Raw genomic sequence first — 17,213 nt, 5'->3', positions numbered from 1 at the left:
TCTGGGCAAACGCCCCCACCACCCGAGTTCGCGGCGCGCAGGCCCTGGCGCACCGGCCTGTTATTGCTCGCCCTGCGCGCGCGGGAAGTCGTGGCGTGGGACCTCGTAGGGCGACGGGTCGGGGATCTCGTGCGTGTGCGGGGGCGCCGGCACCTCGGGCTGGCGCTTCCCCGGCGCCGGCTCCTCGCCGGGCCGCTCGGTCCCCGGGAGCTGGATCTCACGATCCGGCGACGTACCCGGGGGCGAGCCGGGATTTTCCGGCGGCTCGCCGGGAGGGCTCATCATCGGCTGCGGCATCCCGGGCCTCCCGGGCTCGCCGTTCCCTTGTTGCGACGCGTTCTTCATGGCTTCACCTGTTCCTTGGGTCACGTCGGGACGCGGCGCCCGAGCGCGAACGAGATCACGGCGAGCACCAGGAACGCGACGAACAGGATCTTCGCGATGGACGCGGCGCTCGCGGCGATACCGCCGAACCCGAAGACGGCAGCGATGATCGCAATGATGAAGAAGGTGACAGTCCAGCCGAGCATGATGTCCTCCAAGGGGGGCTCAGGGGTCGATCCGTTGTCTTCGCGGGAGACGACCTCAACGTGATTCTGTTAGCTGTCTGTTCGCAGCTGATTGCACCTGATTGCACCCCCCGTGCCGACAGGGCGGCAGAGGCCGGCGGCCGGTGCGTTCTCCAATCATCTGCGCCCGCGCGGCGGCGCGGCGTCGAGCTCGGCGTCGTCGCTTCCGTCCGGGGGCGCGCGCGGCGGCCTCTTCCCTGGGGCAGGATGCCCCGATCGTGACAGGGTGGACCTGTGCGGATGGCCGCGCTGCACGGAGGCTCCACACGGATCCCCCGCAACTTCCCGGATCGGGCAACTCGGGACGGGATATAAGGACCCGGCCATGCCGAAATCGAAGGTTGCTGTGATCCGCACGTCCCCTGCGACGGTGCTCTCGGACTACCACCGGCTGATGAACCTGGCCGGTTATCAGGACGTGATCGCCAGGGACGCCGACACGGCGCTCAAGGTGAACATCTCCTGGCACTTCTTCTACCCGAGCTCATCCACGACGCCCTGGCAGCTGGAGGGCGTCATCCGGGCGATGACGCAGGACGGGTACTCGAAGGACCTGATCCACGCGTGCCACAACCGTACGGTGGTCATCGACGCCCACCTCGGCGAGCGCGAGAACAAGCAGATCGACGTCGTGCAGGCGCACGGCCTGCGCAACGTCCACCTCTACGAGGGCGAGGCGTGGATCCCGATCGGGGACGCGGTCGGGGATCTGCGGAAGAAGTTCCTCTGTCTGAACGACGTGTACCCGAAGGGGTTCTCGATCCCGAAGCGCTTCATCGGGGAGAACATCATCCACCTGCCCACGGTGAAGACCCACATCTTCACGACGACCACGGGCGCGATGAAGAACGCGTTCGGCGGCCTGCTGAACGAGCACCGGCACTGGACGCACCCGGTGATCCACGAGACGCTCGTGGACCTGCTGATGATCCAGAAGAAGATCCACCGCGGGGTCTTCGCGGTGATGGATGGCACCTTCGCGGGCGACGGCCCGGGGCCGCGCTGCATGGTGCCGCACGTGAAGAACGTCCTGCTCGCGTCGTCGGACCAGGTGGCGATCGACGCGGTGGCGGCGAAGCTGATGGGGTTCGACCCGCTGCGCGACCTCAAGTTCGTGCGGCTCGCGCACGACCTCGGCCTCGGGACGGGCGACGTGCGCGACATCGAGCTCGTGGGCGACGTGGACGCGGCGAACGAGCCGTGGAACTTCGAGGGACCCTTCAAGGAGATGACGTTCGCCTCGCGCAACCAGCACCGCATCTACTGGGGGCCCCTGAAGAAGCCGGTGGAGTGGTCGCTCAAGACCTGGCTCGCGCCGTGGGCCTACGTCGCGTCGGTCACGTACCACGACATGTTCTGGTACCCGCGCTACGCCAAGGAGAAGATGGCGCCCGTGCTGGAGAGCCCGTGGGGGCGGCTGTTCGCGAACTGGGGCAAGGTGCAGCCCGACGCGGAGGGGCGCGGCTATCCAGAGGTCGGGGAGGCGAGCCACGAGCTCGTCCGGACCGGGGCGCGGCACTTCCTGGAGGGCATGCGCCTCGTGGGGATGGCGGTCGCCGAGTCGCCGGAGATCCAGGTCCGCAAGCGGGCGCGCGCGCAGGCGGCCGGCGGGGGCGGGTCGGCGGCGGTGTAGGACGCGCGCGGCGGTCCCCTACTAGCCAGGGAGCGGCAGCGGGCGCGCTGGTGGGCGCCCGCAGGCCACCCCAGGCGGCGGCTCCCTGCGTCCGGGAGGGGCCGCCCGTGCTCCCGGGATCGCGCTACGCTGAGCCGCGGTGCGTGTGCACAGGGAGGTCTGTCGATGACCGACGTGGAGCGAATTTTCCAGGCCATCCAGGGCCTACCGGTCCAGGAGCGACTCCGGCTCGTCGAGCGTGTGGTCCATGAGCTCGCGGATCGATCCGCAAGCGAGGAGCTGTCACGTGAAGCAGAAGCCGTTCCGTCTCTGATCGGGCTCTTCGCCGATGACCCCGAGGCGGTCGATGCCATGATGGAGGTCGTCCGGGAGAATCGTCGCTCCTCCAGGTTGCGCGACGTGGGGGGAACGGGTGAAAAAGGCTCTCCTTGACACGGATATCCTGTCCGAGATCACCAAGGCCAAGAGCCCGGCTGTCGTGGCACGCGCGCGCTCGTACGTCGCCTTCCACGGCCGTTTCACGTTCTCCGTCGTCTCTGTCATGGAGGTCGTCGCTGGCTACTCGCAGCGGCAAGCAGAGCAGAAGACGAGGCAGTTCCTGGAGATGGCGCATCGGAGCGAGGTGCTGCTCCTGGACGCGATCGCTGCTGAGCTCGCTGGTCGCATCATGGCCGATTTGCAGATGACCGGCACGCCGATCGGCGTACCAGATACGATGATCGCGGCGACTGCCATTCATCACGGGCTGCCGCTCGTGACAGGCAACACGTCCGATTACAGCCGTGTTCAATCAGCCGGCTACCCACTGGTTTTGGAGAACTGGAGGGAGCCGACATGAGCCCATCTCACGCGGTTGTGACGGCCACCACCCGGACGGTAAAGCCGGCGCGGCACCCGCGAGGACCCTGACTCGTGCTGCCACCTTCGCGCTGCTTGACGTACCCGACAGGATGTTCCGCGGCGGGGCCGGCCTTCTACCTGCGCGCCCCCGGCGGCGTGCTCGTCGAGATCAGCCGCCGTCGCTGACGCCAGGGACCGGCGGCGTCAGGGCAGGATGCTGCCGCCGTCGACGGGCAGGGCGACTCCGGTGATGAACGACGCCTCGTCGCTCGCCAGGAAGAGGGCCGCCCGCGCCGGCTCGATCGGGTCCGCCAGGCGACCGATGGGGTGGGTCGCGACGAGGCGCTGCTTCAGCTCCGGATCCGCCGTCCAGCCGGCGATCATCGGCGTCTCCGTGCCCGCCGGGCAGATCGCGTTCACCCGCACGTTGCGCGCGGCGAACTCGAGGGCCGCGACCTTGGTCAGCCCGATGAGGCCATGCTTCGACGACTGGTACGCGGACATGCCCGGGATCACGACGAGGCCCCCGATCGAGGAGTTGTTGACGATGGCTCCCCCGCCCGTCTTGAGCATCTCGGGGATCTCGTGCTTCATCGACAGGAAGACGCCCTTCAGGTTGATGGCGAGCACGCGATCCCACTCCTCTTCCTCGAGCTCGATCACCGTCTTTCCGTACTGCACGACGCCCGCGTTGTTGAACGCGACATCGAGCCGGCCGTACCTCTTCACGGTGGCTGTCACCATGGCGGCGCAGTCGGCCGAGCTCGATACGTCGGCCCGGACGAACATGGCTTCGCCTCCCTGGGCGATGATCTCCGCGACCGTCTGTGCGCCCTCGTCCTCCCGGCGAGCGGCGACGACCACCCTGGCGCCCTCCTGGGCGAACAGGAGCGCTGCGGCCTTGCCAATCCCTGCATTGCCGCCCGTGATGAGCGCGACTTTGTCCTGCAATCGTTTCATGTGATCTGCTCCCGGACGTGATCCCGAGGGTCCACAGGCCCTGTGGCGCTTGTGCGCGCGGCGCCCGAGCGCGAGCGATTCGCGGTTCGTGCCACGCGTCATGCTCCCCGTCCGAGACCATTGACGCTCGACCGGGGCGGCCTGGGCAAGATTGGTGGGACAGGCGCGGCGCGCAGCCGGCCGCGATCGCGCCCCCGCCGCGCCCGGGATGGCGGGCGGCGGAGATGGCCCCTCAGGGATTGCTCAGCGCGCCGCGCTCGTCGCGTGCGACGGCCGCCGCCCCGACGTCACGGCCGGCGCGGCGCCCGCGGTGAACCTGACGCGCACCGGCTTCGGCCGGAGCGGCGGCAAGGGCCGCGCGAGCGCCTCGTAGGCGTCGCGCCCCACGCGCCGCTCCTCGTGGACGAGGGTCGCCCAGATCTCCGCCTCGCGCCCCTCCGCGAGCGCGGCCGCGCGCGGATCGAAGCGCAGCCCTCGCTCGAGGGCGGTCGCGCCGGGCACGCCGTCCTCGGGGCGGCGCGCCGCCCGATCGCGGAAGACGCCGGGCCCGAAGCGGTCGTACTGGAGGATCGTGTGCGCCGTCGACACGGCGCCGGCCCACGGATACGTGCGCAGGGTCCAGCCGCGCGACAGGTCGGCGAGCCGCTCGTCGACGTCGGCCCGCTCGGCGTCGGTCTTCCACGGCGTGCGCGGGACGAAGAACAGGCCGAGCCCGAGCTCGTCGCCCTCGAGCTCGAACACCTCGTCGATCCCGAAGCGCTCCGGCGTCTGCGCGACGAGCGAGCCGTGGGTCAGCCCGAACTCGCCGACGATGTAGACCGCGAGCGCCTCCCGCCGCGCGCGCAGGAAGTCGAGCGTCTCGACGGCCTCGGCGTGCGTCTCGGTGGGGAACTCCGTGAAGCACATCGCCTCGGCGGCCACGCCCGCGGACGCGAGGTGGTCGATCACGTCGGAGACGACCTCGACGGGCGCGCCCTTGTCGATGAGGCCGAGGACGCGGGGTGACGCGGACTCGACGCCGAGCGCGCACGCGACGGCGCCGGCGCGGCGCAGCACGTCCGCGCGCTCCTGGGTCAGGTACTTCTCCGGCTTGAGGTCGGTCGCCCACCGCACGTCGAGGCCGGCGTCGAGGATCGCCTGCGCCATCTTCACGAGCGTCTTCGGCGCGACAGAGTCCTGCGACAGGTAGAAGTGGCGCGTGCCGTACCGCTCGGCGAGCGCCGAGAGGTGCGCCACGATGGTCTCCACGGCGCGCTCTCGGTACGCGGCGGTGCCGACCTCCGCGAGGCCGTAATGGCAGAAGGTGCATTTGCCCCAGTAGCAGCCCCGCGTGGGGTCGTAGGGGAGCACGAGGGCCGGCGCGAGGTAGGCGCCGAGCGGGAGCCCGTCGAAGTCGGGCGGCGGGAGGGCGCGGAGGTCCTCCATGCCGTGGCCGGACGTGAAGCGCGCGCCCATCAGCCGGTCGCGCACCACCACGTTCGGCACGTCGCGCAGGGGCCGGCCCTCGTCGAGCGCGCGGGCGAGCGCGAGCAGGGTGTGCTCGCCCTCGAAGAGGCACGCCGAGTCGAACGGGCCGAGCGCGCGCGCGAGCCGCTCGCCCGAGAGCCGGAGGAGCAGCTGCGTGACGCCGGGGCCGCCGCACGTGACGTGCACGCCGGGCAGCGCCTCCTTGATCTTGCGCGCGAACGCGTATGCGGGCTGGAGCTGGCCCGGGAAGCACACCGAGAGTCCGACGATGTCGGCGCGCGCGTCGCGGAGCCGGGGCACGAGCGTCTGCTGCACCCAGGCGTCGAACGGATCGTGCTCCGGGCGGCTCGACCGGGCGATCTCGTCCATCGACATCAGGCCGAACGGCGTCCGGTACGCCGTGAAGTCGAGCTTGAGCGGGTGGTGCGTGGCGGACACGACGCCGAGCGCCGCCTCGATCGTCGAGACCGCGCGCGCGTAGGCCTCCGGGTCGTAGAAGCCGTCGGCGGAGCGGAGCGTGGCCTTGGCGGCGTCGACCGCGCCCGGGACGGCGTGCGCGTCGCCGCGCGCGCGGGCGAGCGCCAGGTACTCGAGCTGCTCGGCGTGCGGGAGCGCCGCGCGCCGATCGAGCTCGCCGAGGCGCGCCTCGAGGCGATCGAGGAGCCCTGCCATGCGCTCCGGCGTGAGGAGCGCGTCGAACGCCTCGACGTTCGCGTCGACGGGCAGCACCTCCACGCCGTTCGCGCGGAGGAAGCCGGTCAGCATCGGCACCGCGAGGTACGGGGCCGTGGGGTCGCAGGTCGGCGGATAGACGAGCGCGATGCGCATTCGGGCGCCGGTCTAGCACACCCGGGGCGGAGCGTGTGGCCGCCCGGCCGCGCATCCCCGGGGCACGCGCTCACGACCTCGACGACCTCGGCTTGCGCAGGAGATCCGATGCGCCCGTCCATCGCGTGCTCCGGAGTCGGATCGAATCGCCGAGCAGGTCCTTCAGGGTCGCCGCGAGCTTCGCCGCCATCGACAGGGCCTTCGCCTCCGCGACGAGCGCGTCGCCGACGATGTGCACGGAGCCGAGGACCTGGCGAGCGCCGAGCGACGCGAACGGGCTCCAGTGCCCCTTCGGATAGGGGCGTGTCCAGACGAACTCGCCGTCGTCCTGCCGGGTGAACGTCGGCTCCGCGGAGCGGAGCCTGGCCGCGGCGGACCGAGGGGATGAGACATCGAACGTCATCTCCGTGAGGATGAGGATCTCCTGGTCCTCTGGCACATCGTCGGACATCGGGTGGGCGGCGATGAACTCCATGAGGTCCGTGGGCGTCGGGCCGCCGGGGCCGATGAGGGCGTCGCGCAGCGCGCGCATCGAGCCTGTCGGCCTCGGCATGAGGGCGAGGTACTGCTCGCGCATCTCGGGCGGGAAGGGTGGGCCGTCGAGCTCGCTCAGCGCGAAGGCGCCCCAGGCATGGAGCGCTGCCTGCTCGATCGGGCTCTCCGCCATCGGCGGGATCTGGCCGCGGATCCCGTCGACGAGCTCGTCGGTCTCTTGTGGCGTCCCGTCGAGCTTGCCGAACGCAAGCTGAAGGCCGCCAGCGAGGAGATGGATCGTGAAGAATGCGCAGGCGAGCCGGCCGTCCGGCCGGCGGCGCACGACGCCCGCCGTGCCGAGGCCCGTCGCGCGCCAGATGTCCGGGACCGGCGCAACCGCGCGAACGAGCGGCCAGCTCTCGGCGTCGGGCGGGAGCGGCTCCGGACGGTCGCTCGTCGCGGGCCGGCGAGCGCGCGCGCCGGTCTTTGCCGCAGCGCTGCCACGGTCCGAGACCGCCTTGCCGGTCCTGGGCGGGGGCTTCCGGGGCTTCCTGGTGCTCATGCAGCCGGCTCCTTGCGTGTGAGATTCGCTGGCGGACGGGAGAAGCAGGGGGCATCTGCGTGCGAACGAGCCCACGGGGGTCGGACGCACAGCCTGTCCCTATCATGCGCCGGAGAGGTTCAGCGACACAGGGAACAACGTGGAGCGATCGTGGAGAGTTTGTCGCGCATTCCGATGAGACGGCCAGAATTCTCATGGGATCCGATCCTCGCGGACGGCCATCGCAAGCGCGTCGGCATCATCGAGCCCGCGGGCATCCTCGTAGATTGGGACGACATCATGCTGCTGGTCGCGCAGCCAGCGTGCCACGCGCGGCCCGGTGCACTCATCCACCAGAAATCGCACGCAGATCGCTTCCTTAGGCTCGCCCCGCGCCGCTTCGCGGTGCGCTCCGAGCAGCCGAGCGCGGCCTTGTGGAGCGCGTGGAGCGCGGCGGAGCGGAGGTCGTCGGCCAGGTAGCTCGCCTCGCCGCTGCGCTCGCCGCCTTCGCCATCCTTGACGGCGAGGACAATTGTCCCTCCTTTTTCAATCCCGATCAGGCGAGGCGCGCACGAGCTCGCGGACAAGGCAAGCGTCCCGCCTCGAGCGCCTCCCGCCGGACCTGCTAGATGCCGGGATGGCCGTGAGGCATGATGTCCCGGCTTCGATGATTCCATCCACGCAGCACGTCGCGGTTACCCCCCTCGGTCCGGCCGTCGCCGCGACGGTCACCTGGCTCCAGCGCGGCCGGCTGCATGTCACGGTCGTCGTGAAGGCGACGTTTGCGCTCGTCCCCGAGGGGCGCATGTCGGTCGTCGCGCCGGACCCCATCGCGCCGGAGGAGCAGCGCGATCCCTCCGGCCAGTGGCTCCAGGCCGCGGGCGATCTCGCGCCGTACCTCGATTCGTGCGGCGTCGTGGTGACCGGCCATGCGGAGCTGCCGTTTCAGGTCGACGGACTGGAGCACGAGCTCCGTGTGACGCGGTTCGAGGGGCGCGAGGGCATCTCCGAGCTCTTCCACTTCGTCGTGCCCGACGTCGCGCGCCTCAAGCACCACCGGAACAGCCGGATCTTCCAGGCGCTCTCCACCCCGGAGATCATCGAGAAGGAGCTGCGCGCGGCCGGGATCCCGAGCAAGGGTTACCGCTCCTTGCTGAGCGGGGTTTACCGCGCGCGGGAGTACTGCGTGCAGTACCGGGAGAGCGATTTCGCCTTCCTGTCGCGGCTGATGGAGGAGGAGGGCATCTCTTATTACTTCGAGCACGACGAGGGCGGCCACGTGCTCGTGTTTGCCGACTGCCCCTCTGCGCACGCGCCGATCGCGGGGGAGAGCACCCACGTGTTCCGGCCGCAGCTCGGCGCCCTGGTCCAGGGCGAGCACGTCTCCCGTTTCCGGTACACCGAGCGGGTGCGGTCGGGGAAGGTGACGTCGCGAGCGAGTCCGTGGGGGGATCGAGCTCGGAGAGCGTCTCCAAGGGCAAGTCCACGAGCGTGGACGAGGGCTACACGTTGACGGTGGGCAAGGACATGACGGTGACCATCGGGAAGAGCGCGAAGGAGGAGGTGAAGGAGAAGAAGACGATGATCATCGGCGAGAAGCTCGCGATCCAGTGCGGGGACGCCACGATCACGATCGAGAAGAACGGGAACGTGACCGTGCAGGGGAAGAAGATCACGGTGAAGGGCGAGGGGCCGGTCCGGGTCGAGGGGAAGAAGCTCGACGTGAAGAGCGAGGGGTCGGTGAACGTCGAGGCTTCGGGGAACGTGAAGTCGAGGGGAGCAATGTGGGGGTGAACTGACGCGGGAGGGGGGAACGGGCGTTTCGGGGGCGAGCGGGACCAGAGGAGCAGGGCGATGAGGGACGATGGGCGTGCGCCGGCGGCGGAGCTGGGCGGCGAGGTGATTCTGATCGAGGAGGGGGAAGGCGAGTCGGCGGTTGCCGGCGGGGAGGGCGTGGACGGCGCGGAGGGAGAGGCGGGCGCGATCGAGGGCGCGGAGGGGCTGATCGAGCTGGTGGTGGCGGCACACGAGGAGCGCGTCGCGGCGGAGGCGGCGAAGGCCGGTCCGATCGAGGGGGTCGTTGTGGGTCGGATCGTGGGATTCGGGCACGACGGCGATCCGCTCGTCGAGGCGGCTGTCCTGGGGGACGGCGCGCGCGGGGGTATTCCTGCGCGGTCGATGACGGCGCTAGGGCCGGAGGACGCGGGGCGGGAGGTCGCGCTCCTGTTCGAGGGGGGGCGGCGCGACAGGCCGGTGGTGATGGGGCGGATGCACGTGGCGGGGGAGGGCGCGAGCGTGAAGCGCGCTGACTCGACGGCGACGGCGACGGCGGATGGCGAGCGGCTGGTGCTCACCGCGGAGAAGGAGATCGTGCTCCAGTGCGGGAAGGCCAGCATCACGCTGACGCGGGCTGGCAAGATCCTGATTCGTGGCGCCTATTTGCTCACGAGGTCCTCCGGGGTGAACCGGATCCAGGGCGGCTCGGTGCAGATCAATTGATCTCGACGATCGAGGCAGACATCTTCGAGGAGCACGCCTCCGACGCGGCGTTCTTGTGGTCGTACGACGAGGCTGTCGCGCGGGTCGGTCATGCCGAGCACCGAGCGCAGCTCGAGCGGCTCGTGGAAGGAAGCGAGGAGCATGTGGCTCAAGGGTTCGCCTGGGCGGGCGCACGCGACGTGGCTATCGGCCAGGAGAGCCAGGTGCCCTTCCCTGTCAAGCCGAACCGGGAGAGCGGGACAGGCTGCTCCCGGGCGCGTCTCGGGCGCGTCCGGAGCGCCTCCGGAGCGCGTTTTCTTTCCTATTCCGATCGGTGTACTACGACAGCCGCCGTCTCCGTCGCCATCTCGAACCGTGGTTCTGTGGTGAGGCCACGACAGCCCAGCAGGTACCCATGCGCAAGATCGTCGTCCACGAGCCCGGCAGCCACGACAAGCTCCGCGTCGAGGAGCACCCCGATCCGGTCCCCGGGCCCGGCGAGGTGCTCGTCGACGTGCGGGCGGCGGGCGTCAACTACGCGGATTGCGTCGTCCGCATGGGCCTCTACGAGTCGGCGAAGAAGTACGTCGGCTGGCCCATCACGCCCGGCTTCGAGCTCTCCGGCACGGTCGCCGCGCTCGGCGAGGGCGTCTCCGACCTCGCCCCGGAGGCGCCCGTCTTCGGCGTGGTCCGCTTTGGCGGCTACGCCTCGCGCGTCGTCGTCCCGCGCCACCAGGTCTTCCCGCTCCCGGCGCGGCTCACCCCGGAGCAGGCGGCCGGGTTCCCGGCGGTGTTCATGACGGCGTACTACGCGCTCTTCGAGCTCTTGCGTCTGCGGCCGGGCATGGCCCTTCTGGTGCATTCGGCCGCCGGAGGCGTCGGCAGCGCGCTTGTGCAGCTCGGCAAGATCGCCGGCTGCCGGGTGGTGGGCGTGGTGGGCGCGGCGCACAAGGTCGAGACGGCGAGGCGCCTCGGCGCCGACGCGGTGATCGACAAGAGCAGCGAGCCGCTCTGGGCGGCGGCGGAGCGGCTCGCGCCCGAGGGCTACGACGTTGTCCTCGATGCGAACGGGGTCGAGACGCTGCGGCAGAGCTACCGGCACCTGGCGCCTGCGGGGAAGCTCGTCGTGTACGGCTTCCACACGATGCTCCCGCGGCAGGGCGGCCGCCCGAGCTACCCGAAGCTCGCGCTCGACTTCCTCCGCATGCCCCGCTTCAACCCGCTCGATCTCTGCAACGACAACAAGAGCGTGCTGGCCTTCAACCTCTCGTACCTGTTCAACAAGACGGAAATGCTGCGCGAGGCGATGGACCGGCTCGTGGGCTGGGTGGACGAGGGGCGCCTCTCGGCGCCGCCGGTGACGACGTTCCCGCTGGAGCGGGTCGCGGACGCGCACCGGGCGATCGAGTCGGGCAGCACGGTGGGCAAGCTCGTGCTGACGATGCAGGGCGCCGCGGAGAGTTGAAACTCTGGCCGGAGGCTCTCGAGAGGCTCCGGGGAAAGTTGAAACTCTGGCCGGAGGCTCTCGAGAGGCTCCGCGGAGAGTTGAAACTCTGGCCGGGGGCTCTCGAGAGGCTCCGCGGAGAGTTGAAACTCTGGCCGGAGGCTGTCGGGAGCCGTCGGGAGAGTTGAAACTCTGGCCGGAGCCTCTCGACAGCCCTCCCGGCGTCTTTTTCTCGCGTCGACGGATCCCCGGATCCAGCAGGGCGCGTGCCGGACAGGGCCACAAGGAAACCGACAGGCTCTTGTCGATTTCCGTGACCCGATCGGGGTCGCGCTCCCGATTCATTTCCTCGACGGGACGGCAGGACGCCGGGCGATGGATCCCCTTCGCGCGACGCGCTCGGTCCCGGTGGCCCTTGTCCATCGTTCGCTCGCGCTGCCTGCGCGGGGTGGCGATGGTTCGGGTCGAACGCAACCCACAGCCTCCCTTTTTGAGGAGACTTCAGGAGAAGAGATATGCCTGCTGTGACCAAGTCGAAGAAGTGCTCCGTGATCGCCGCGGCCTCTGGAGAGCCGTCGTACGCTCCGCCCATCTACGATCCCGCGGCCGGCAAGAAGGCGATCGCGGCGCTTGCCCCGGAGCTCGAGCGCCTCGCCGAGGCCGAGCTCGTGACCGTGAGGATGGATGTCGAGGCCGCCACGTATGCGGCCCTCGGCGTCGTCGGATTCGTGTCCTCGCCCGACGTGCGCGCGCGCTTCGCGCGGCTGCCCCGGGAGGAGTTCGACATCACGCAGGTCGACGAGCTGGAGCTCGCGTGCTTCGCCGCGCTCCACGCGCTCGCGGAGGCCCGCGCCGCCGGCGCGCTCACGACGGACGCGCGGCTGCCGGCGGAGCTCGTGACCGAGGCGATGGAGGTCGAGGGGCGCATGCAGGCGCTGTGCGAGTACCACCTGTCGGACGACCCGGCGATCAAGCCGGAGCTCGACCGCCTGCGGCCGGGCACCGGGCACCGCGATCTCGCGAACGATCTGCTCGGCTACGTGCGGATCTACGAGCTGCGCGCCGACGTGGTGAAGGCGGACCGGAAGCTGTACCGGGCCGGCGACGCGGCGCGCGCGCGGGACCTGGCGGGGGTGATGATCCAGGGGCTCTCGACGGCGATGACGCCGAAGGCGCGGGAGGCCTTCGACCTGTACGTGCGGGTCTGGACGCTGCTCTGCCGGCGCTACGACGAGGTGCGGGCGGCAGGGCTGTGGCTGTGGCGGAAGAACGCGCGTGTGCAGGCGCGGTTCCCGTCGCTGTTCGCTGTGGGCCGGCCGAACGGGGGCCGCTCGAGGAAGGAGGCGCCGAAGCCTGGCGAGGGGGACGGAGCCGGGGAGGGGGGCGGCGGCGGGAGCGTCGCCGGGGAGGCGCCTGCGGTGACGGCCGTCCCGGAGCTCGTGACCGAGAGCCCCACCTGACCCGGAGCGCGTGCGCCGCCCTGCGCGCATCCGACCTGCGGGCACGGCGGCGGTGAAGCACCTGCAGGCTCGCGCCCGCAGCGCTTCGTTGTCTACTCCGGGCACCGGATCACATTGCGGAGCACCTGCCAAGCCCGCTCGTCGACGTGATGGCGCGCGACGACGCGACGCTCCTCATTCGAGAGCCAGATCCATCATCACCCGCGCCTGAGACAGGCATCGGTTGGGTTCACGGCACCGGACGATGGTGGAGAGGGTCTGGAGAGCGGGACCCGCTCATCCACGCGGATGATTCACCCTTGTGGCGCCTTGGCCTTTGCAAGTTCGAGCGCAGCCACGTCGGCGAGATCTTGCGGTCTTCCTGCCGCGCGCTTGTTCCGCAGCAGATCGGCGAGACCGAGGAACGGGCAGAGGAGGTCTGGAGCGATGGCGACCTCGACGCGGTTGGGCCACGCCTCGTCGAATCGGAGCCCACTCGTGTGGGTGAGCACGTCGATGCGCTGCGGGGGAATGCCGATCTGCAAACCTACGCCCGGCGTCTCGAGGTCGCGCTCGACGAGACCCTGGAGCGGCGCGCCGAAGGCTCGGAGAGCCATCATGACACGCGGAGCGTTGTCTCCGGTCGCGTCCACCCAGACGTCGAGGTCCTTCGTCGCCCGCGGGCGGCCGTGGAGCGCGACTGCGTATCCGCCGACGATGAGGAAGCGTGCCTCAGCTGCGGATAACTCGTACAATAGATCGCGAAAGTCCGGGCTCAGCGGGGGGAGCATCGGGGTGGGCGAGGGCATGCATCTCCTGGCTCAGCGCCCATGCGGCGAGGACGCGCTCGGCCGGCGACATCGACGCCCAGAAGCGGGCGTCTGCGTCGGCTTCGCCTTCCGGATCGTTCCGGAAAATTCGTGTTTGCCAGCTCGCCCGTGCGCGCCGCCGTGCCTGGGCGTCATCCATGAACCGATCGTACCTCACGCGCGCACAGCATGCGAAGGATCGGCTCGGAGGTGACCACCGGCTCGGAGCTTCATCTGGCTGGGCGGTGATGCGTTCGAGCGCCGTCCCGCGCGCGTTCCCGCTCCGCCCGCAGGGCGGCGGCGAGCCGCTTCCGGGCCTCCGCCCCGCGTCGCTTCGCCGTCCGCTCCGAGCAGCCGAGCGCCGCGCCGATCGCCTGCCAGGTCCGCTCCTCGACGTGGTGGAGCACGAGGACGCGCCGCTCCTCGTCCAGGAGCCGCGCCAGCGCGGCCTCCACCGCCCGGATCGCGCGGCCGTACGTGGCGCGGAGCCGCTCGCCCTCCTCGCCCGGCGCTCGCAGCGCGCGGCCCACAAGGCCGAGCACCGCGGCGGCGGCGACCTCGTCGCCCATCCCATCGACCTGCGCGCTCGTCTCGGCGTCGCCGTCGGCGAGGAGGTCGCTCGTGTCCTGCACCGCCTCGGCGGCGTCGTACCCGTCGTCGCGGGCGGCGCGCCAGTGCTTCGACTCCTGCCGCAGGGTGTCCGAGAGCGCGCCGTCGACGCGCCGCCACGCGTAGGCCGGGAAGGGGACGCCGCGGGCGGGGTCGTAACCGAGCGCGGCCTCGTGGAGCGCCTGGAACGCGGCGGAGCGGAGATCGTCGGCCACGTAGTGCGCCCGCGTGCGCCGGAGGAAGTGGTCGCAGAGCCGCTCGGCGAGCGGCACGGCCTGCGCGACGAGCGCCTGCTGGTCGGGGCTCAGGGCCCGCAGCGTTCGATCGCCGCCCTTCATCGACCGCCCCCGCGAGGGCGCCCCCGGGCAGCGCTCGCCTTCGCGGCGAGCCGCCGCGCCGCCTCGGCCAGCGCCGCGGGATCGCGCCGGTCGACCTCGCCGCTCGACGCGGGCGGCGCGCGCGGGCGGAGCCGGTCGACGAGCGGGGCGGCGACGGGGTGCGTCGCGAGGAACCGCGCGGTCAGCGCGCGCAGCGCCTCGAGATCCTCCGCGGGCAGGAGGTCGGCGTACGGCGCGACGGCGTGCGCGACGCGGGCCTCGAGGATCGGATCGCCGTCATCGGGTTCGGGGCGCGTGCTCGACATGAGGCGAAGGGGGCGCGCTGCTCGCCGGCGCTGCGTGCGCCGGGCGCGCGATGGCGCCCCTCGAAGCTACCTTTCCCCGGGAGGGTCAACAAGGGTAGAGAGCGAGGAAGGCCGGCGCGTTGCGGCGTGGCGTGCTGGGAGGTGGGGTGTCGCGAGGTGACGAGCGTCGATGATCTGCCGGGCCCCGGGGCGCTGTTCCAGGGGCGCTTCCTGATCGACCGCCTCCTCGGGCGCGGGGGGATGGGCGAGGTCTGGGCCGCGCTCGACACGGCGCTGGAGCGGCCGGTGGCGATCAAGATCGTCCACCGCGTGCTCGCGGGGGAGGCGCGCTACGCGGCGCGCTTTCTGCGGGAGACGAAGCTCGTCGCGCGGGTCGCGCACCCGAACCTCGTGCGGCTGTACGACGCCGGCGCGACGGCGGACGGGCGGCTCTTCATGGTGATGGAGCGCGTCTTTGGCGTCCCGCTGCGCGAGATGCTCGCCGGCGGCGCGCGGCTCGACGTGGTGCGCGCGCTCCACTACGCGATCCAGATCGCGGACGCGCTCTCGACGGCGCACGAGGCCGAGCTCGTGCACCGCGACGTGAAGCCCGAGAACATCCTGGTGAGCGGCGGCGTGCGCGCGCGGCTGCTCGACTTCGGCGTGGCGAAGGACGCGCGCGGCCCGGGGCTGACGGGGCAGGGGAGCGTGGTGGGGACGCTGCGCTACATGGCGCCGGAGCAGATCGCCGGGCGCGCCGTGGACGGGCGCGCGGATCTGTATGCGCTCGGCGTGGTGACGTACGAGATGCTGGCGGGGGCGCACCCGTATGCGGTGCTCGACGGGGCGTCGGGGATCGGAGAGACCGAGATCCTGGCGGCGCACGTGCACCTCTCGGCGACGCCCTTGCAGGAGGTGCTGCCGGGGTGCCCGGAGGCGCTGTGGCGGGCGCTGGCGAGGTGCCTCGCGAAGCGGCCGGAGGAGCGGTTTGCGCGGGCCGCGGAGCTCGCGGCGGCGCTGCGCGAGGTGGCGCGGACGGCGCTGCCGGCGGAGAGGGCGCTGGAGGACGCGAGCGGGCGGCAGCTCCTGAGCGAGGCGGGGGATGCGGCGCGCGAGCGGGCGATCCGCGAGCGCGGGGCGACGCCGCGGGGAGAGGGGGAGGATGCGGCGAAGGCGGTGCAGCTGGTGGCGGGGCTGCCGGTGGGGGAAGCGGCGGAGGGCGGCGCGGCGGCGGGGGCGGACGCGCGGCGCAGGCTGGCGATGGCGCAGCGGTTCCGGGTGGAGCCGGCGTGGGGGCTGGGTGGGGCGAGCGCGGGGAAGGAGACCGGGACCGGAGGCGAAGCGGCCGGGGAGCGGTTGCCTGTGCCGGCGCTCCAGATGGAGGGCGGGGGAGCGGGGGTCGAGGCCGAGGGGCAGGGCGCGGGGGCAGCGGCGGCGGGCGTGCTGGGGACGAGCACGGAGACGTGGGACGGGGCGGTGGCAGCTCGGCCGGGGGAGGGCACGCTGGCGAGCACGGAGAAGTGGCGAGGGGCGGCCGCTGCCATGGCGGGAATGGCACCCAGAGAGCGGTTGGCGAGGACAGAACCCTGGGAGCAGGCGAAGGTTGGCGCTGGCGTGATGGCGAAGAGCGCGGCGTCCTCTCGGAGGAGCTGGGGGCTTGTCGTGGTGCTGGTGCTCGGTCTTGTGGTGGTTCTTGCCGTTCTTGTCGTTGCGCTCGTAAGGAGATAATCGCCGCCAGGGTCCATTTGCGGCTTCGCGGGCCAGTGCAGCACGCTCCCATGCCGTGCGCTCGTACAGACGCCTCCCACCGTGCTCTCCGCCCGCCCACCTACGAGAAACAGAGAGAGCTCTGGGCGACGCTGGGACAGGCGATGTCAGATGATTACGCCCCTCACTCGCCCTCCTCTCCTGCGAACAGGCTGTGCACCGAGAACTCGACCGCATCGAACGGCTCGGTCCGGATGCTCTCGTGGCCTTCCGCCGTCAGCACGAGGAGGTAGCCCTCCGCCGTCCAGCGATAAACCGCGAGCACCTCGACCTCCGGATCGAGGATCCAGTAATGAGGCACCTGGCATCGCTGGTACGTGCGCAGCTTCTTGAACAGGTCGTTCTGCTTGTTCGAGGGCGAGAGGATCTCGCAGACCCAGTCCGGCCGGAGCGCGATGGGGCCCTGGTCCGGCAGCCGAGGGAGCCGCTCGCGCCGCCATCCGGACACCTCGGGGCGATAGACCTGCGGCTCCTCGAAGAAGATCTCGACCTCGGTCGCGAAGACCCAGCCCCCCGGCCCGCGCCCCCGAGCGCGCGGTCCGTAAGCCCCGGCGATCTCCGCGGTGAGCTCGGCCTGCGCCGCGCTGTGGCGGGGGCTCGGCATCGCCTTCTGGACGAGCTCGCCATCGACGATCTCATGGCAGCGCTCCGCCTCGGGAAGGGCGAGGAGGTCCTCCACCGTCGCAAGGCGGCGTCCAGGGGCGGCGCTCGACATGGGGCAACGTAAGGCGGC

19 protein-coding genes are annotated in these 17,213 nt (G+C 71.2%); 9 read left to right on the top strand and 10 right to left on the bottom strand.

Features of this window, described 5'->3' with window-relative positions; genetic code table 11:
* Positions 1–60 precede the first annotated feature (60 nt).
* Entirely contained in the window at positions 61–345 is a 285-nt protein-coding gene (locus WMF17_RS26020) for a hypothetical protein (protein WP_437643843.1), read from the bottom strand.
* A 20-nt stretch (positions 346–365) separates the two neighbouring features.
* Complete coding sequence (locus WMF17_RS26015) at positions 366–530, bottom strand: DUF1328 domain-containing protein (protein ID WP_437595843.1); 165 nt, start codon at positions 528–530, stop codon at positions 366–368.
* 364 nt (positions 531–894) lie between these two features.
* Between WMF17_RS26015 and WMF17_RS26010 the strand changes: the two genes are divergently transcribed.
* The 3 genes from WMF17_RS26010 (at position 895) to WMF17_RS26000 (ending at position 3,040) form a co-directional block, all read left to right on the top strand.
* Positions 895–2,202 carry a DUF362 domain-containing protein gene (locus WMF17_RS26010; protein WP_437595842.1) on the top strand — a complete coding sequence of 436 codons (1,308 nt, stop codon included), beginning with the start codon at positions 895–897 and terminating at the stop codon, positions 2,200–2,202.
* Positions 2,203–2,367: 165 nt separating this feature from the next.
* Positions 2,368–2,634 carry a hypothetical protein gene (locus WMF17_RS26005; protein ID WP_437643841.1) on the top strand — a complete coding sequence of 89 codons (267 nt, stop codon included), beginning with the start codon at positions 2,368–2,370 and terminating at the stop codon, positions 2,632–2,634.
* The gene (locus tag WMF17_RS26000) at positions 2,615–3,040 is read left to right on the top strand and encodes a type II toxin-antitoxin system VapC family toxin (protein WP_437643839.1); all 426 of its coding nucleotides are present in this window, start codon (positions 2,615–2,617) and stop codon (positions 3,038–3,040) included. Before WMF17_RS26005 ends, WMF17_RS26000 begins: the two co-directional genes overlap by 20 nt.
* Positions 3,041–3,246: 206 nt before the next feature.
* Here WMF17_RS26000 and WMF17_RS25995 read toward each other — a convergent pair whose 3' ends face one another.
* The 4 genes from WMF17_RS25995 to WMF17_RS25980 all read right to left on the bottom strand — a co-directional run bounded on the left by WMF17_RS25995 (position 3,247) and on the right by WMF17_RS25980 (position 7,678).
* Positions 3,247–4,002 carry an SDR family NAD(P)-dependent oxidoreductase gene (locus tag WMF17_RS25995; protein WP_437595841.1) on the bottom strand — a complete coding sequence of 252 codons (756 nt, stop codon included), beginning with the start codon at positions 4,000–4,002 and terminating at the stop codon, positions 3,247–3,249.
* 243 nt (positions 4,003–4,245) lie between these two features.
* Positions 4,246–6,297: a B12-binding domain-containing radical SAM protein gene (locus WMF17_RS25990; RefSeq protein WP_437643838.1), complete on the bottom strand. Its 2,052-nt coding sequence runs from the start codon at positions 6,295–6,297 to the stop codon at positions 4,246–4,248.
* 70 nt (positions 6,298–6,367) lie between these two features.
* On the bottom strand, positions 6,368–7,333 hold the full coding sequence (locus WMF17_RS25985) for a hypothetical protein (RefSeq protein ID WP_437643836.1): 966 nt from the start codon (positions 7,331–7,333) through the stop codon (positions 6,368–6,370).
* A gap of 192 nt (positions 7,334–7,525) precedes the next feature.
* Positions 7,526–7,678, bottom strand: coding sequence for a DUF5615 family PIN-like protein (locus WMF17_RS25980; RefSeq protein WP_437643835.1), 153 nt, complete (start codon positions 7,676–7,678; stop codon positions 7,526–7,528).
* 301 nt (positions 7,679–7,979) lie between these two features.
* Here WMF17_RS25980 and WMF17_RS25975 point away from each other — a divergent pair, with 301 nt between their 5' ends.
* The 5 genes from WMF17_RS25975 (at position 7,980) to WMF17_RS25955 (ending at position 12,694) form a co-directional block, all read left to right on the top strand.
* Positions 7,980–8,825 (top strand): contractile injection system protein, VgrG/Pvc8 family, encoded by an 846-nt coding sequence (locus WMF17_RS25975; protein WP_437643833.1) that lies wholly within the window; start codon positions 7,980–7,982, stop codon positions 8,823–8,825.
* A complete protein-coding gene (locus WMF17_RS25970; protein ID WP_437643831.1) occupies positions 8,804–9,106 on the top strand; it encodes a hypothetical protein in 303 nt (100 codons plus the stop codon). The genes WMF17_RS25975 and WMF17_RS25970 overlap by 22 nt, the downstream gene beginning before the upstream one ends.
* Before the next feature lie 222 nt (positions 9,107–9,328).
* Entirely contained in the window at positions 9,329–9,811 is a 483-nt protein-coding gene (locus WMF17_RS25965) for a DUF6484 domain-containing protein (RefSeq protein WP_437651394.1), read from the top strand.
* 394 nt (positions 9,812–10,205) lie between these two features.
* Positions 10,206–11,255 (top strand): synaptic vesicle VAT-1 family membrane protein, encoded by a 1,050-nt coding sequence (locus tag WMF17_RS25960; protein ID WP_437643829.1) that lies wholly within the window; start codon positions 10,206–10,208, stop codon positions 11,253–11,255.
* 494 nt (positions 11,256–11,749) lie between these two features.
* Positions 11,750–12,694 carry a hypothetical protein gene (locus WMF17_RS25955; protein WP_437643827.1) on the top strand — a complete coding sequence of 315 codons (945 nt, stop codon included), beginning with the start codon at positions 11,750–11,752 and terminating at the stop codon, positions 12,692–12,694.
* Positions 12,695–12,987: 293 nt separating this feature from the next.
* Here WMF17_RS25955 and WMF17_RS25950 read toward each other — a convergent pair whose 3' ends face one another.
* The 3 genes from WMF17_RS25950 to WMF17_RS25940 all read right to left on the bottom strand — a co-directional run bounded on the left by WMF17_RS25950 (position 12,988) and on the right by WMF17_RS25940 (position 14,734).
* Positions 12,988–13,464 (bottom strand): DUF6036 family nucleotidyltransferase, encoded by a 477-nt coding sequence (locus WMF17_RS25950; RefSeq protein ID WP_437643825.1) that lies wholly within the window; start codon positions 13,462–13,464, stop codon positions 12,988–12,990.
* Positions 13,465–13,712: 248 nt separating this feature from the next.
* Complete coding sequence (locus tag WMF17_RS25945) at positions 13,713–14,429, bottom strand: sigma-70 family RNA polymerase sigma factor (protein ID WP_437643823.1); 717 nt, start codon at positions 14,427–14,429, stop codon at positions 13,713–13,715.
* Complete coding sequence (locus tag WMF17_RS25940; RefSeq protein WP_437476568.1) at positions 14,426–14,734, bottom strand: hypothetical protein; 309 nt, start codon at positions 14,732–14,734, stop codon at positions 14,426–14,428. The genes WMF17_RS25945 and WMF17_RS25940 overlap by 4 nt, the downstream gene beginning before the upstream one ends.
* A 156-nt stretch (positions 14,735–14,890) precedes the next feature.
* On the opposite strand from WMF17_RS25940, the gene WMF17_RS25935 reads away from it, so the two are divergent.
* Entirely contained in the window at positions 14,891–16,441 is a 1,551-nt protein-coding gene (locus tag WMF17_RS25935) for a serine/threonine-protein kinase (protein ID WP_437643821.1), read from the top strand.
* A 163-nt stretch (positions 16,442–16,604) separates the two neighbouring features.
* Here WMF17_RS25935 and WMF17_RS25930 read toward each other — a convergent pair whose 3' ends face one another.
* Positions 16,605–17,195, bottom strand: coding sequence for a Uma2 family endonuclease (locus tag WMF17_RS25930; RefSeq protein WP_437643819.1), 591 nt, complete (start codon positions 17,193–17,195; stop codon positions 16,605–16,607).
* Between the last annotated feature and the right edge of the window lie 18 nt (positions 17,196–17,213).

It is taken from the genome of Sorangium sp. So ce362 (genome assembly GCF_051519845.1).
Taxonomy (GTDB): Bacteria; Myxococcota_A; Polyangia; order Polyangiales; family Polyangiaceae; genus Sorangium.
This window is presented reverse-complemented; position numbering and strand designations above follow the sequence as displayed.